Annotated in this window: 16 protein-coding genes; 8 read left to right on the forward strand and 8 right to left on the reverse strand. The window is 71.0% G+C overall.

The window, feature by feature from the left end:
* Positions 1-147 precede the first annotated feature (147 nt).
* The gene (locus ACZ59A_RS23965) at positions 148-378 is read right to left on the reverse strand and encodes a DUF4287 domain-containing protein (protein ID WP_055557681.1); all 231 of its coding nucleotides are present in this window, start codon (positions 376-378) and stop codon (positions 148-150) included.
* A gap of 123 nt (positions 379-501) precedes the next feature.
* Here ACZ59A_RS23965 and ACZ59A_RS23970 point away from each other — a divergent pair, with 123 nt between their 5' ends.
* Positions 502-879 (forward strand): hypothetical protein, encoded by a 378-nt coding sequence (locus ACZ59A_RS23970; protein WP_470961557.1) that lies wholly within the window; start codon positions 502-504, stop codon positions 877-879.
* 25 nt (positions 880-904) lie between these two features.
* On the opposite strand, the gene ACZ59A_RS23975 is transcribed toward ACZ59A_RS23970, so the two are convergent.
* The 3 genes from ACZ59A_RS23975 to ACZ59A_RS23985 all read right to left on the reverse strand — a co-directional run bounded on the left by ACZ59A_RS23975 (position 905) and on the right by ACZ59A_RS23985 (position 4,541).
* The gene (locus ACZ59A_RS23975; protein ID WP_470961560.1) at positions 905-1,870 is read right to left on the reverse strand and encodes a hypothetical protein; all 966 of its coding nucleotides are present in this window, start codon (positions 1,868-1,870) and stop codon (positions 905-907) included.
* Positions 1,871-2,101: 231 nt separating this feature from the next.
* Positions 2,102-3,322, reverse strand: a complete 1,221-nt coding sequence (locus ACZ59A_RS23980; protein WP_468052575.1) for an acetyl-CoA C-acetyltransferase — start codon at positions 3,320-3,322, stop codon at positions 2,102-2,104.
* 211 nt (positions 3,323-3,533) lie between these two features.
* A complete protein-coding gene (locus ACZ59A_RS23985) occupies positions 3,534-4,541 on the reverse strand; it encodes an SGNH/GDSL hydrolase family protein (protein WP_470961562.1) in 1,008 nt (335 codons plus the stop codon).
* 190 nt (positions 4,542-4,731) lie between these two features.
* Between ACZ59A_RS23985 and ACZ59A_RS23990 the strand changes: the two genes are divergently transcribed.
* The 3 genes from ACZ59A_RS23990 to ACZ59A_RS24000 all read left to right on the forward strand — a co-directional run bounded on the left by ACZ59A_RS23990 (position 4,732) and on the right by ACZ59A_RS24000 (position 8,283).
* Positions 4,732-6,117, forward strand: coding sequence for a cystathionine beta-synthase (locus ACZ59A_RS23990; protein WP_470961565.1), 1,386 nt, complete (start codon positions 4,732-4,734; stop codon positions 6,115-6,117).
* A 410-nt stretch (positions 6,118-6,527) separates the two neighbouring features.
* Positions 6,528-7,916, forward strand: a complete 1,389-nt coding sequence (locus ACZ59A_RS23995; RefSeq protein WP_470961568.1) for an acyl-CoA synthetase — start codon at positions 6,528-6,530, stop codon at positions 7,914-7,916.
* A 91-nt stretch (positions 7,917-8,007) separates the two neighbouring features.
* The gene (locus ACZ59A_RS24000) at positions 8,008-8,283 is read left to right on the forward strand and encodes a hypothetical protein (RefSeq protein WP_468052582.1); all 276 of its coding nucleotides are present in this window, start codon (positions 8,008-8,010) and stop codon (positions 8,281-8,283) included.
* A 21-nt stretch (positions 8,284-8,304) separates the two neighbouring features.
* Here the strand turns inward: ACZ59A_RS24000 and ACZ59A_RS24005 are convergent, their stop codons facing one another.
* A complete protein-coding gene (locus ACZ59A_RS24005) occupies positions 8,305-9,093 on the reverse strand; it encodes a helix-turn-helix transcriptional regulator (RefSeq protein ID WP_470961571.1) in 789 nt (262 codons plus the stop codon).
* A gap of 361 nt (positions 9,094-9,454) precedes the next feature.
* On the opposite strand from ACZ59A_RS24005, the gene ACZ59A_RS24010 reads away from it, so the two are divergent.
* Entirely contained in the window at positions 9,455-10,768 is a 1,314-nt protein-coding gene (locus tag ACZ59A_RS24010) for a tetratricopeptide repeat protein (RefSeq protein WP_470961575.1), read from the forward strand.
* A gap of 8 nt (positions 10,769-10,776) precedes the next feature.
* Here the strand turns inward: ACZ59A_RS24010 and ACZ59A_RS24015 are convergent, their stop codons facing one another.
* The 3 genes from ACZ59A_RS24015 to ACZ59A_RS24025 form a co-directional block, all read right to left on the reverse strand.
* Positions 10,777-11,238 (reverse strand): SRPBCC family protein, encoded by a 462-nt coding sequence (locus ACZ59A_RS24015; RefSeq protein WP_470961579.1) that lies wholly within the window; start codon positions 11,236-11,238, stop codon positions 10,777-10,779.
* A gap of 248 nt (positions 11,239-11,486) precedes the next feature.
* Positions 11,487-11,651 (reverse strand): hypothetical protein, encoded by a 165-nt coding sequence (locus ACZ59A_RS24020; protein WP_470961582.1) that lies wholly within the window; start codon positions 11,649-11,651, stop codon positions 11,487-11,489.
* A 17-nt stretch (positions 11,652-11,668) separates the two neighbouring features.
* A complete protein-coding gene (locus tag ACZ59A_RS24025; protein ID WP_470961586.1) occupies positions 11,669-11,812 on the reverse strand; it encodes a hypothetical protein in 144 nt (47 codons plus the stop codon).
* A gap of 221 nt (positions 11,813-12,033) precedes the next feature.
* On the opposite strand from ACZ59A_RS24025, the gene ACZ59A_RS24030 reads away from it, so the two are divergent.
* The 3 genes from ACZ59A_RS24030 (at position 12,034) to ACZ59A_RS24040 (ending at position 13,812) form a co-directional block, all read left to right on the forward strand.
* Positions 12,034-12,885, forward strand: a complete 852-nt coding sequence (locus tag ACZ59A_RS24030; protein ID WP_470961588.1) for a helix-turn-helix domain-containing protein — start codon at positions 12,034-12,036, stop codon at positions 12,883-12,885.
* A gap of 10 nt (positions 12,886-12,895) precedes the next feature.
* Positions 12,896-13,120 (forward strand): DUF397 domain-containing protein, encoded by a 225-nt coding sequence (locus ACZ59A_RS24035; RefSeq protein ID WP_470961591.1) that lies wholly within the window; start codon positions 12,896-12,898, stop codon positions 13,118-13,120.
* Positions 13,121-13,188: 68 nt separating this feature from the next.
* The gene (locus ACZ59A_RS24040; RefSeq protein WP_470961594.1) at positions 13,189-13,812 is read left to right on the forward strand and encodes a nucleotidyltransferase family protein; all 624 of its coding nucleotides are present in this window, start codon (positions 13,189-13,191) and stop codon (positions 13,810-13,812) included.
* Positions 13,813-14,052 lie beyond the last annotated feature (240 nt).

Here is a 14,052-nt window from a genome sequence, read left to right on the forward strand (position 1 = left end):
CAGGGGCCCGAGCGCCCCTGACGACCCCGTAACAGCCGAAGGGCCCGTGGAGGCGATTGCCTCCACGGGCCCTTCGAGGTCTGCGGCCTGAGCCGCTCTCGTGTCGTGCCCCTCTGTGGTACACGATTGAAGCCTCCAGGCAGCGGGCTACAGCAGTTTGCGTGCCGCGCGCCTCAGGTCGTGTTCATGGATGATCGCTTTGGCGTGCCCATAGGCGAGCTGGTGCTCGCCTCGCAGCCAGCTGACCTTCTCCTCGAAGCGGAAGAAGGCGGGACCTTCGTCTACGGTGCGCAGCCAGTCGGCAACGTCACGACCGGTGCATTGGGGGATGCGGGAGAGTAGGTTCCGGTGAGTCTCGTCGGAGAAGATCTGGGACATCGGCGCCTCCGGACGCGTCCATTCCGGCCCCGGGTTCAATCACCCGGGTGGGGTCCTTCAGCTCACCGTGCCTGAGTGTTCGGCCGTTGGCAACAGTCCGTCGGTGGCGCATACGCTCTCGGCGTGGATGATGCGACCCCCTTGCTCCGTGCCGTCGACCGTTTCGCCGACCGGCTGCGCACCCTTCCGCAGTCCCGGCTGCGCCAGGGCGCGGCAACCGAAGGACTCGCTCTGGCGAGGGAATTGTCGGTGCGGGCCCAGCGTCTGGAGGAGCCCGGGAGCCCGCCGCGGATCATGCCGGATGCGGGGATATTCATGATCGCCGACCAGGTCGCGGTGGCCGGTCATGACTTGGCGCACGCGCTGGAGCGCGCGCCGGGCGGCGCCGCGGATGCGGGGGCCGCGGGTGCGAGTGCGGGGGCCGCGGAGGGCGAGGAGAACGCGCGCGTGGCCGAGGCGGTGGCGCTCGTCGAGGCGGCGGCCGGACGCTGCGGCCTCTGAGGCGGCAGCGCGGGGTTCTACGGGGTCACAGCGAGGCGATGACGCGGTCGGCGAGGACATACACGTTCTCGTCCCCGCAGCCGAAGGTGAGCGCGTACGCGCCCGAGACGCCCGAGCCGCCGAGCAGCACCGGCGCGGTGCCCCCGCGCAGCGCCTCCGCCAGCCGTTCGGCCGTCTCCCGGTGGCCGGGGGTCATGCAGATCGTGGTGCCGTCGGCGAAGACGTACACGTCGAGCGTGCCGAGCGGCCCGGGCCGTACGTCCGCCAGCGGGGTACGGGCTTCCGCCAGCTCGGTCAGCCGGGCCACGGTCCGGTCGTGGTCGGCGATCGGCGACGAGGGGCTGAAGTCGGGGTGCGAGGGGTGGCGGCGGCGCGCGGCGGCCAGCTCGGGCGACTCGAACGCCTCGGCCTCCTGCTCCGTCTCGGTGCCGATCTCCGCGCCGACCTCGGCGCCCACCTCGGCGCCGATCTCCAGCTCCATCGGCTCCTCCGGCTCGTGCTCGGCGGCGGAGTCGCGGGCGTCCGGCCCCAGCGCGTCCAGGCCGAGCAGGGGTTCCAGACCGGCCAGATCGGCCTGGCGCGGCACGAAGAGGGCGTCGTGCGGCGCGTCGTGCTGGGCGTCCTCGCCGAGCCCGGCCAGCCCGCCGAGCAGCGAGGGGGCGTCGGACGACCCGGCCGAGTCACGGGCCTCCTGCGCGGCCCAGAACGCCCGGGCCTCGGCCAGCTCGCGCTCCCGCTCCTCGGCGAGCGCGTCGGCCACGGCCGCCCGTATCTCGGCGGCGGGCGTGGCGCGGGCGGCGGGCACCGCGACGGCGTCCTCCCCGGACCGGTCCGCCCGACCGGCCGCGGTGGCGGCGGCGACCGTGGCGGCCAGCTCGGCGCGCAGCTCGGTGATCTGCCGCCGCACTCCGCGCGCGGTGTGCAGGGCTGCGGCGCCGGTGGCCGTGGCGGCCACCGCGGCCAGCAGGAGGGCAAGGGTCATGGGGCTCACTGACGTAACTCCCGGTTGCTGTCGATCCCCCGAATTCCTACCTCAGCTTGACTCGGTTCGCCTCTCGGCGTCAGTGCAGGACGTCACCCAGCGGACCGAAGTCCATGCCCGGAAGGGGGCCGTCCACCGTCGCTGAGCTGCGAAGACGGGGCTCCCCCAGGACGTTGGTCACATCCTGGGGGAGATTGGGTCACAACTCGCGATCGGGCCGTGTATCCGCCGGAGCGCGGGTCAGCTCAGCCGCTCGACGACCATCGCCATGCCCTGGCCGCCGCCCACGCACATGGTCTCCAGCCCGAACTGCTTGTCGTGGAACTGCAGCGAGTTGATCAGCGTGCCGGTGATGCGCGCGCCGGTCATGCCGAAGGGGTGGCCCACCGCGATCGCGCCACCGTTGACGTTGAGCCGGTCCAGGTCGATGCCCAGGTCGCGGTAGGACGGGATGACCTGGGCGGCGAACGCCTCGTTGATCTCCACCAGGTCGATGTCGCCGATCGCCATCCCGGCCCGGGCCAGCGCCTGCTTGGACGCCTCGACCGGTCCGTACCCCATGATCTCGGGGGAGAGGCCGGAGACGCCGGTGGACACGATCCGCGCCAGCGGGGTGATGCCCAGCTCGCGCGCCTTGGTGTCGGACATGATCACGAGCGCGGCGGCGCCGTCGTTGAGCGGACAGCAGTTGCCCGCGGTGACCAGGCCGTCGGGGCGGAAGACCGGCTTGAGGCCCTGCACGCCCTCCAGCGTGGTCCCCGCGCGCGGCCCGTCGTCCGTGGCCACCACCGTGCCGTCGGGGGTCGTCACGGGGGTGATCTCGCGCTCCCAGAAGCCCTTCTTGATGGCCTCCTCGGCGAGGTTCTGGGACCGCACGCCGAACGCGTCCATGTCCTCGCGGGTGACCCCCTTGAGCCGGGCCAGGTTCTCGGCGGTCTGCCCCATCGCGATGTACGCGTCGGGGATCAGCCCGTCCTCCCGCGGGTCGTGCCAGTCGGTGCCCTCCTGCTGGGCGAGCGCGGCCGTACGGGCCTCGGCGTCGGCGAACACCGGGTTGTGGGTGTCCGGCAGCCCGTCCGACGTGCCCTTGACGCTGCGCGACACCATCTCGACGCCCGCCGAGATGAACACGTCGCCCTCGCCCGCCTTGATGGCGTGCAGCGCCATCCGCGACGTCTGGAGCGACGAGGAGCAGTACCGGGTGACCGTGCACCCGGGCAGATGGTCCATCCCCATCTGCACGGCCACGATCCGCCCGAGGTTGTGCCCCTGCTCCCCGCCCGGCAGACCACACCCGAGCATCAGATCGTCGATCTCCCGCGGATCCAGCTGCGGAACCTTGGCGAGCGCGGCCTGGATGATCTCGGCGGTCAGATCGTCGGGACGCAGATCCTTCAGCGACCCCTTGAAGGCGCGGCCGATGGGCGAACGGGCGGCAGAGACGATCACGGCTTCGGGCATCACGGCTCCATGGGGCGGATCGGGGGTGCGACTGGGACTCTGAGGGAAGTTACCCGCACGTATAGCAGGGGTCACGGGGCGCGGGCTGTGACGCGGAACTCTTTTTTCCAAGCGTACGCTCAGCCGCCGCCGGACCCCACATCCCAGCCCCTCCGGCGATTGAGGAGCGGGGGTGTGGGGGCGGAGCCCCCGCCCCGGGGCGGGGCCCCGGTCAGTGCGGCAGTGGTGGGGCCTTGGCCGGGCCCTTCGCCGGTTGCTCACCGCCCGGCTGGCCGCGCCGCAGCAGCCGCGCCCAGGGCCCGCGGGCGGCCGTCACCTCGGTGCCGCCCTCCGCCGCGGCCTCGGCCGCCGCCGTGGCCACCGGCAGGATGCCCTCGTCGCGGGTCTCCGGCGCCTCCTGCGGCCACAGCCCGAGCGCGTCGCACAGCGTGGGCAGCACGGCCATCGCGGCCGTGGCGTACCCCTCCGCCGAGGGGTGGAAGTTGTCCGGGCCGAACAGCTCCCGCGGATTGGCCGCGAACTCCGGCCCCAGCAGATCGCCCAGCGACACCGTACGGCCGCCCTGCTCCACCACCCCGATCGTCTGCGCCGCCGCCAGCTGGCGGCTGAGGCGGCGGGCGACGAAGCGCAGGGGCTGGTAGACGGGCTCGATGGTGCCCAGGTCGGGGCAGGTGCCCACCACGACCTCGCACCCCGCCTCGCGCAGCCCCCGCACCGCCTCCGCCAGCAGCCGCACCGACTGGGCGGGCGGCATCCGCCCGGTGACGTCGTTCGCGCCGATCATGATGACGCAGACGTCCGGCAGCTGCTCCGGGTCCGCCAGCACCAGCGTGACCTGCCGCTCCAGATCGCTGGACTGCGCTCCCGGGAGCGCCACGTTCCGCAGGTCCACCGGGCGCTCCGCCACCGCCGCGAGCCCCGAGGCCAGCAGCGCGCCCGGCGTCTGACTAGGGCGGTGGACGCCCTGCCCGGCGGCCGTGGAGTCGCCGAGAAAGGCCAGCCGCAGAGGTGGCTGGCCGGTCCTTCGCGCGAAGGCGAAGCCGTAGCGGCCGTCCGCGCGCGGCGGAGCCTCCTCCGACCCGCCCACGATCCGCCTCGCCAGTGACAGCTCGGTGAGCAACAGCACGGCGGTCACCCCGCCCAGCAGCCCGATCCCGCCGCCCCCGTACGCCGCCGCGGCCGCGATTCGCCGCGCAACCCTCGCCCTCGACATCGACATGGGTCCAGCCCACCTCCGTCCGAACGCCTTCTGTACCTTTGTACGCCCTGCTAACCACTTGGTGCCCCCTGCGTGCTCGGCCACAACCGCACGGGTCGGCGGGCGGTTCCGCGCAATAAGCTGGCTGTACGGGCCCGCGACGCGGCCGTCCCGACGCGGAGATCCCGCGGATTCCGGACCAGGAGCAGGCGTGCAGTACTACGAATCGATGATTGAGCTGGTCGGCAACACCCCGCTGGTAAAGCTCAACACCGTGACCGAGGGCATCCGGGCGACGGTTCTGGCCAAGGTCGAATACTTCAACCCCGGCGGCTCGGTGAAGGACCGCATCGCGGTGCGGATGATCGAGGCGGCGGAGGCATCCGGCGCGCTGCGGCCCGGCGGCACGATCGTCGAACCGACCTCCGGCAACACCGGAGTGGGCCTCGCGATGGTCGCCCAGCGCAAGGGCTACAAGTGCGTCTTCGTGTGCCCGGACAAGGTCTCCACGGACAAGATCAACGTGCTGCGGGCGTACGGCGCCGAGGTCGTCGTCTGCCCGACCGCCGTCGACCCCGAGCACCCCGACTCGTACTACAACGTCTCCGACCGCCTGGTGCGCGAGACCCCCGGCGCCTGGAAGCCCGACCAGTACAGCAACCCTGACAACCCGCGCTCCCACTACGAGAGCACCGGCCCCGAGCTGTGGGAGCAGACCGACGGCCGGATCACCCACTTCGTGGCGGGTGTCGGCACCGGCGGCACGATCAGCGGCACCGGCCGCTATCTGAAGGACGTCAGCGAGGGCCGGGTCAAGGTCATCGGCGCCGACCCCGAGGGCTCCGTCTACTCCGGCGGCAGCGGGCGCCCGTACCTCATCGAGGGCGTCGGCGAGGACTTCTGGCCCACCGCGTACGACCGGACCGTCGCCGACGAGATCGTCGCCGTCTCCGACAAGGACGCCTTCCAGATGACCCGGCGGCTGGCCAAGGAGGAAGGGCTGCTGGTCGGCGGCTCCTGCGGCATGGCCGTCGTCGGCGCGCTCAAGGTCGCCGAGAAGCTCGGCCCGGACGACGTGGTCGTCGTGCTGCTGCCGGACAGCGGCCGCGGCTACCTCTCCAAGATCTTCAACGACGAGTGGATGGCCGACTACGGCTTCCTGGAGGAGGAGGGCCCGTCCGTGCGCGTCGGCGACGTCCTCCAGGGCAAGGCCGGGGGGCTGCCGTCGCTCGTCCACATGCACCCCGACGAGACCGTCGGCGAGGCCATCGAGGTCCTGCGGGAGTACGGCGTCTCGCAGATGCCCATCGTGAAGCCCGGCGCCGGACACCCGGACGTGATGGCCGCCGAGGTCATCGGCTCCGTCGTGGAACGCGAGCTGCTGGACGCGCTGTTCGCCCAGCGCGCCTCCCTCGGCGACCCCCTCGAAAAGCACATGAGCCCGCCCCTGCCGCACGTCGGCTCCGGCGAGGCGGTCGAGGACCTGATGGCCGTCCTGGGCCGGGCGGACGCGGCGGTCGTGCTGGTGGAGGGCAAGCCCAGGGGCGTGGTGAGCCGACAGGACCTGCTCGCGTACCTGGCCAACGGCGCGAAGTGACGCCCCGGTTCGGGTTTTGACCAAGTGGTACGTGAGCGTCACGCTCCCGCAGCACAGGGTTAACACGGATACGGCAGATTAGGGGATGTCGGAAAGGACGACACCGACACCCTGAATGCGGCGACAGGACCTCCGGAGCGGCTCCCGGACCTCCATGGTCGCCCGGGACGCGGCTTGCCGCGTCCCTCGCGGGAACCGCCGTCGTCCCGCCCTCGGCCAACCGGCCGGGGTGCGGCGGTTCCCGCGACACCTCTCCCTTTCCGGCGCCCGGCGCTTGTCGCCCGGCGCCATCGGGCGTTCGCCCGACTCCCGCTCATGGGCATCGATGCTTCCGAAGGTACGGTCACGGGGACGCTGTGTCGGTAGGGCCAGCCCCCGAAAGGCATAGGGGGCCGAAAGGAGTCAGTTCCGTGACCGCACCTCTCCTCACCTCCCTCGCCGCGCCGGGCGGAGACCGCCCCGACGCGCTCACCGTCGGCGGCCGCGCCCTCTCGCGCGAGGAACTGCTGGGCGCCGCGGGCGCGGTGGCCGCCCGGGTGGCCGGGGCGCCGGTCGTCGCGGTCCGCGCGACCGCGACCGCGGAGACGGTGACGGCGGTGGTCGGCGCGCTGCTCGCCGGGGTGCCCGTGGTCCCCGTACCGCCGGACTCCGGGCCCGCCGAACGCGACCACATCCTGCGCGACTCGGGTGCCACCATGCTGCTGACCGGCGACCCGACGGCCGCGGCCGATGCGCCGATCGAGACGGTCCCGGTGGACCTGACCGAGCGGGCGGCCTGGACCAAGCCCGAACCCGACCCGGAGTCCACCGCCCTCCTCCTCTACACCTCGGGCACCACGGGCGCGCCCAAGGGCGCCCTGATCTCGCGCCGCGCGGTCGCCGCCGACCTGGACGGGCTGGCCGAGGCATGGGACTGGACGGCGGACGACACCCTGGTCCACGGGCTGCCGCTGTTCCACGTCCACGGCCTGGTGCTCGGCGTCCTCGGCGCGCTGCGGACGGGCAGCCGCCTCGTCCACACCGGCAAGCCGACCCCGGCGGCGTACGCGGCGGCGGGCGGCAGCCTCTACTTCGGCGTGCCGACGGTCTGGAACCGCGTCGTCCAGGACCCCGAGGCCGCCCGCGCCCTCTCCGCCGCCCGCCTCCTGGTCTCCGGCTCGGCCCCGCTGCCCGCCCCGGTCTTCCGCGACCTGGAGCAGCTCACCGGCCAGCGCCCGGTCGAGCGCTACGGCATGACCGAAAGCCTCATCACCGTCTCCACCCGCGCGAACGGCGAACGCCGCCCCGGCTCCGTCGGCACCCCGATCAACGGCGTCCGCACCCGGATCGTCGCCGAGGAGGGCGCCGAGATCGGCGAACTCCAGCTCACCGGCCCCACCCTCTTCGACGGCTACCTGGGCCGCCCCGAGGCCACCGCCGGTTCCTACACCGACGACGGCTGGTTCCGCACCGGCGACATCGCCGCCGTCGACCCCGACGGCTTCCACCGCATCGTCGGCCGCGCCTCCACCGACATGATCAAGTCCGGTGGCTACCGCATCGGCGCGGGCGAGGTCGAGAACGCCCTCCTCGACCACCCCGCCGTCCGCGAGGCCGCGGTCGTCGGCGCCCCCCACGACGACCTCGGCCAGCAGATCGTCGCGTACGTCGTCGCCGACGGCGTGACCGAACAGGACCTGATCGACTTCGTCGCCACCCAGCTCTCCGTCCACAAGCGCCCCCGCAAGGTCCGCTTCCTGGACGCCCTCCCCCGAAACGCCATGGGCAAGCCCCAGAAGAAGCTCCTCCCCCCGGCCTGATCCCGATCTTCGGCCCCGGAGCGCCATTGCCACCCGTGAACTCCCTGTCTACCGTTGGCCATTCAGGACAGACGGATGAGTGGAGGAACCGATGGCCCGCGCCTGGGAAGCCGACCCGTCCGCCTCGTTCGCGCGCCGATTGGGCAAGTCGGCGCGCGAACTCGGCAAGACCGGAGGGCGCGATGGATGCCCCGACATCTGGCAGCTCGACAACGGTGACATCGCGGTCATCGGCCGCGACCTGACCGACGCCTACCGTGCGAAGCTCCCCGGGGACGCCAGCATCGCCCCGGACGAGCGGCTGGTCGTCATTCCGGGCGCCACTCTGAGCGCGGCCAAGCCGGATATACCCGACGCCCAGGCTTGACGACCTCCGGCTGCGAGCCGGTCACTCCGGTGGCACGCTGTACCGCTCCAGGGTCGCCTTCGAGGTCGAGGTGTCCATCAGGCGCAGTTCCCACGGTCCGGTGTTGACGTCGAAGTCCTTGCCGAACCCGACCCACTTGCCGGCCATACGGCGACTGGTTGGCTCCACGAGCATCTGGATCGCGCCGTGGTAACACGCTCCCTGGTAGTAGCCGTCCGTGGCCGTCTGCTCGGTCCAGGCCCCCGTGACCACGCTGCGGTCGACGGTGAGGTCCAGGGAGAGCGGGGAATCAGGGTTCAGGGACGCCCCGTTCAGTGATCGTCCCGTCAGACGGTTGCCGTGCTGGACGAGCACCACGTAATGCCTGCCTTCATAGGCGTCGTCACGGCCCGACGAGTAGTACTCGTACCGGGAAAGCCAGACGCCGCTGAAGTTGTCTCCTGCCGTCTGCTGAGCCGCCCGGGTGTCGGCGGAAGCAGGGGCGATGCCGACGATGCCCTCCGTGCTCGGTGCCATGTCATGGCCTCCTGTCTCATCGCCCTGGACCCTCGCCATGGGCACCTGCGGGGCGAATCCCAACGACTCGACCGGCACCCCTGTGACCCTCTCCAGTGCGCGGATGTAAACGGGCCTCGGCGACCTGCTGATGCCGGATTCCCAGCGTTGGACCAGCCGCTTGCTGGCCTCGTTCGGCTCGCCCATCTCCACACCTGCTCGGCGGAGCGCCTTCGCCAGGTCGTCCTGGCTCATCCGCAGGCCGATCCGCACGGCCCGCAGTGCGTCGTTCGGTGCGTGCACCTCGGTCGTCATGACGTCCACGCTAGCCCCAGATACCCATCCATGACACCTAAATGACGCCTTTTGAGGGACGCCCGAACAACACCTTTTCTGCCGTCGCGATGGCCTGGGCGCCAACGGCACCATCGCGACCGAATGCGACAGAGGAGGCGGATCGTGATGGACAGGGCAGCAAAGCGACAACGGCTCATGAGTATTCGCGTGTCCCGTGACAGCGGCCGGACGTGGGGCGCCGAAGTGGTGGTCATCAGCAGTGACCCGCTGGCTCCCCTGGCCACCTCGGCGTGGCCACCATGCCAATGCTTACGGTGTGTGACCGGATCAGGTCCGGCCTTCGGCCGGATCACTGGCGGAACAACACGGTGATCGGGTTATGGCCGACCCCGATCGCTATGAGTTCCACGACCTGCTGCGCGCCTACGCGGCCGACCAGGCGCGGCACGAGGAGTCTGCGGAGGGTCGCGAGGCGGCGTTGCGCCGGGTGCTGCTCTGGTACCTGCACTCGGCGGACGCGGCCCAGACCTGGATCAACCCGCACGAGGCCCATATCCCGCTCGAACCCCTGAGTGAGGGCGTCACCCCCGCGTCCTTCGCGGACTACGAGGCGGCCATGCGGTGGTACGAGGCGGAGCGCGGCAATCTGCTGGTCGCGACGCGGGCCGCCGAGGAGGCCGGTCTCGATGTGATCGCCTGGCAGCTTCCCGCGGTGCTGCGGAGCGTGCACATGATCCTGAACCCGTTCGAGGAATGGCTCCACATGAGCCGGATCGGGCTCAGTGCGGCGCGCCGGGTGGGCGACCGCACGGCGGAGGCCGAGCTGTTGGAAAGCCTGGGGATGGCCTGCACGCAGTCCCATCGCCTTGAGGAGGCCGCCGAGTATCACCAGGGTGCCCTGGCCGCCCGCCGGGAGACGGGGGACCGGCTCGGGGAGGCGCTGTCGCTCAACGACATCGGGCTGATCCATCTGCGGGGGCGTCAGCTGGAGGTGGCGAAGGGGCACTTCGAGCAGGCCGCGCCCCTGTTCCAGGAGCTGGAGGCTGCCCACTGGGAGGCCGTCGTACTGGCGAACCTCGCCGAGGTGACGTACGAACTCGCCCAACTGGAGGAGGCGTCGGCCTTCGTCCACCGCGCACTGGAGGCGCACCGCGAACTGGGCAACCAGGGCGGCGAGGGCAACGCGCTGCGCATCCTGAGCGCCGTGCAGCGGGATCGCGGGCGGGCGGAGGAAGCGCTGCGGTCCGCTCACGACGCGCTGGACATCGCCCTCAGCCACCGCAACCACATGTGGGAGGGGTACTGGCTGCTGGAACTGGGCCGGGCGCAGCAGGCGAATGGCGCGTTCGGCGACGCCTTGGTCTCGTTCCAGCGGGCCGCCTCGCTCCAGCGCCGTCTCGGCGACCGGTCGCGGGAGGCGCTGGCGTGGGACGGCGCGGGGGAGACGTACCGCCTGCTCGGACGCCCGGCGGAGGCGGCCGACCTCCACCGCCGCGCGGCGGCGGTCCACCGGGAGCTGGACGACCTGTGGCACATGGCGCTCGCCCTCGACGGCCTCGCCGGTGCGCTGCGCGAGGCGGACGAAACGGAGGATGCGCGGCCGCACTGGGCCGAAGCCCTGCGCGCGCTGACCCCCTTCGACGACCCTCGGGCGGCCGCCCTGCGCGAACGCATCACGGCCGCCCTCGCGTAACGAGGCCGTCAGGAATGCTCGTGCTCCACGGTGGACGCCAGCGCCTCCAGCGTCCGTTTCATCGTCCATCGATTGCGAGCCGAGCGCCGGCCCAGCCCGGTGGTGACCACCGAGGTCACCTTGAAGAACAAGCTGCGCTGATCGATAGTCCGCTGCGTGACCTCGCACCCACCGTCACGCGGGACGATCTCGAACTCCCAAGCCGCGACCGGTCGGCCAGCCGCCCTGACGTCGAACGCGAAACGCTTCCCGGGGTCGGCCGCGGTGACGGTGCAGATCGTGCTCCACTTCACCCAGGGACGCCGGTTGTGTCCGCGAAACGTCGATCCGACCGCCCCCGGCTCGCCCTTCAGCCACTCGGCTCCCGTCGCCTCAGGGCTCCACTCCCCTATCCGGGTCACGTCGGCGATCAGCTCGTACACGTCCTGGGGATCGGCGGCCATCGTGCGCCGCGCCTCGACCGTGGCCACGAACCACACTCCTCGACTTCACGCTTCCACGCAGTGGGGCGTCTGGTGGGTGAGCAGGAACCCGAAGATTGTTTCTGCCCAACTCCGGCTCGACGCACGGAAGAAGCACTCTTCAGGCGACGAAGCGTATCGAACCCATGCCGGTGTGTCCGTGCCGTAGGCGGCCGACGCGGCGTGGCCTTCTGCGGCGATCTGCGGGCGGCCGCTCCGCGCGAACGCATGACAGCCGCCTCGCGCAAAGCGGCCTGTCAGGAGCGCTCGGCGCGGTCGAACGCGGCGGCTCGGGAGGGAGCCAGCCAGACGAGTCGCGCGGCCTGGATGGAGCCATCGCTCCGTGGGCCGAAATACCGGGTTGCCCGCTCGGGCGATTTGAGGGCGAGCTGCCGGGTGCCGTCCACGCTGGCCACGCGCACTGCGCCGTCGTCGAAGGCTAAGCCCCAGGCGGCGATGACGCCGTCCCGCTGCCTGGTTCCACGTCGTACTCCTGGACCACGGCGAAGAGTCTCGGTGCGAAGTCGATGACGAGGTCGCACAGTTCCTTGTCGAAGGTATCGGGGGTGTCGGGCGTCTCCATGTGAGCCTCCGAGAGGTAGTTGCCGCCCCTTCCGGCATGCCGGTGCCAGGGCATGGGGGCATGGAGGGAGCGGTACGGTCATCCGTAGGTGATGAACGTGTCACTCAGGGTAGGTCATAAGGTTAGTCCGTAACAACCTTATGACGGTGACGGTTGGAACTCGTTGGACCGCCGCATGGGATGCGCGAGAAACTGTTCGACGGGCCAGGAGGGGGAGACGCATGCCACCCAGGAACAGCCCCACGGCGCGTCAGCAGCGTCTGGGTGCCGAGCTGCGAAGGATGCGCGAAGCGGCGGGCATGACCGCACGTCAAGCCGCTGAACGGCTCGGGGCCAACGCGATCCAGATGAGCCAGATCGAAGCGGGGAAGGCCGGTGTCAGCGAGGAACGTCTGAGGCGGATGGCGTCCCAATACGCCTGTCTCGAACCCGCGTTGGTGGACGCACTGACCGCCATGGCGACGGAGCGCGCCAAGGGGTGGTGGGAAGAGTATCGAGGCACGCTCGCGCACGGGGCACTGGACCTGGCCGAACTGGAGCATCACGCCACGTATATGCGTACGCTCCAAGCCGCCTATGTGCCGGGTCTGCTGCAGACGGAGGACTATGTGCGGGCTCTCATGGCCTATGGCCTTCCCGAACCGCCGCTGGAGCAGCTTGAAGCGCTGGTTTCCTTCCGCGTGCGGCGTCGAGAGGTCTTGCAACGAGATCCGGCACCCCGCTACGAGGCGGTCATTCACGAGGCCGTGCTGCGCACACGGGTTGCCGACCGCACGGTCGCCCGCGAGCAGCTTTCCTTCATCCTGGCGCAGTCCGAGCGGCCGAACGTGACGGTCCGGGTGATCCCCTTCGATGTGGACGGTTTCGGCGGAGCCGGGGCGTCCATGCTCTACGTGGGCGGCCCCATGCCCAAGCTCGACACCGTGCAGCTCGATGCCTGGCACGGTTCGCTATGGATGGACGCGGAGTCGCAACTCGCCAGGTACCGCTTGCTGCTCGACAGGGCGGCGCGCTCCTCTTTGGCGGTAGCGGAATCGCGAGACTTTATCCATCGCATCGCACAGGAACTGTGAAAGGTCGGCAATGGTCAGCTCTGGAGTCTGGCGCAAGTCTTCGTTCTCCGGCACCAACGCGGAAAATCACTGCGTGGAACTCGCCGCCCAGGACGGCAAGATCTCACTGCGCGAGAGTGACGACCCGGCAGCCGTCGTCACCACCACCCCCGCCTCGCTCGGTACCTTCATACGCACCGCCAAGCGCGGTGGCCTCGACCACCTCACCCGGTCTCAGCCGGTTGCTGTCAGGTGATGTGGGACTCGGGAACGAGTAGCCGTGCCACGGGGAGAGGGCTGGTCCGGGTGACCGATCGTGCCGCCTTGGCCGCCGAAGTGTGCACCACGTTGGAGCGGTGTTGTCCGGGCTCGGGCGCGGAGCTGACCGGTTCGCTGGGGTCAGGCACTGCGGACGCCTTCAGTGACATCGATATCGCGTGGGTGGTACCGGACGCGCGGTTCCCGGACTGCCTGGGGCGCGTGGTGGAGGTGCTGGGAGAGGTCCAGCGGGTCGACAGCGTCCGCCGTGACCCGGACTTTCACCGATCCGACCGCCGCCGCCTGTTGTTCGTCCGCTTCGCGGGGGTGCCGCTGTTCTGGCGGCTTGATCTGGATGTCCGCGCCGCATCGGTCGCGGATGACCCGCACTACGACGCGGGGAATCCGGCAGCGCGTGCCCGTGAGGGCGAGTGGTCACGGCCGGCCAGTGCCCTGGCGAATGCTGTCGGCGCGGTCAAAGCGGTGGCCCGGAAGAGGGACGACGAGGCTCGCGGTCTGCTGGACCGGGGGTTCGCCCGGATCAGCGAGGATGACCGGGCCACCGGCACCTGGGCGCACGATGTGGCCCGCCTCGCGCATGCCGCCGCATTGCGTGATTCCTCCCTGATGGACCTGGCCGCCCAGGTCACCGCGCTCGCGGCCCGGCACCTCGGCAGTGGCGGCGCCTGACGCCCGGCATCCCCTCGGCGCCGGACGCCAGCGCTAAGCGTTGTGCCGGAGTGCATCGTAGATGGCCGTGAGGCGGATGCCGTCGACCTCGCCACCGCGGGCGATCACAGACAGCACGCGCGCGACGGAGCGGGCGTCGCCGTGCCCACGAACCCCTGCCTTGCTCGGCATATTCATACGCACCCGCCAAAGAGGTGGGGCAGCTTGGTTGTTCTGCTGCCCCACCTCGATCTACGTCAA

It is taken from the genome of Streptomyces sp. NPDC040405 (assembly GCF_055595765.1).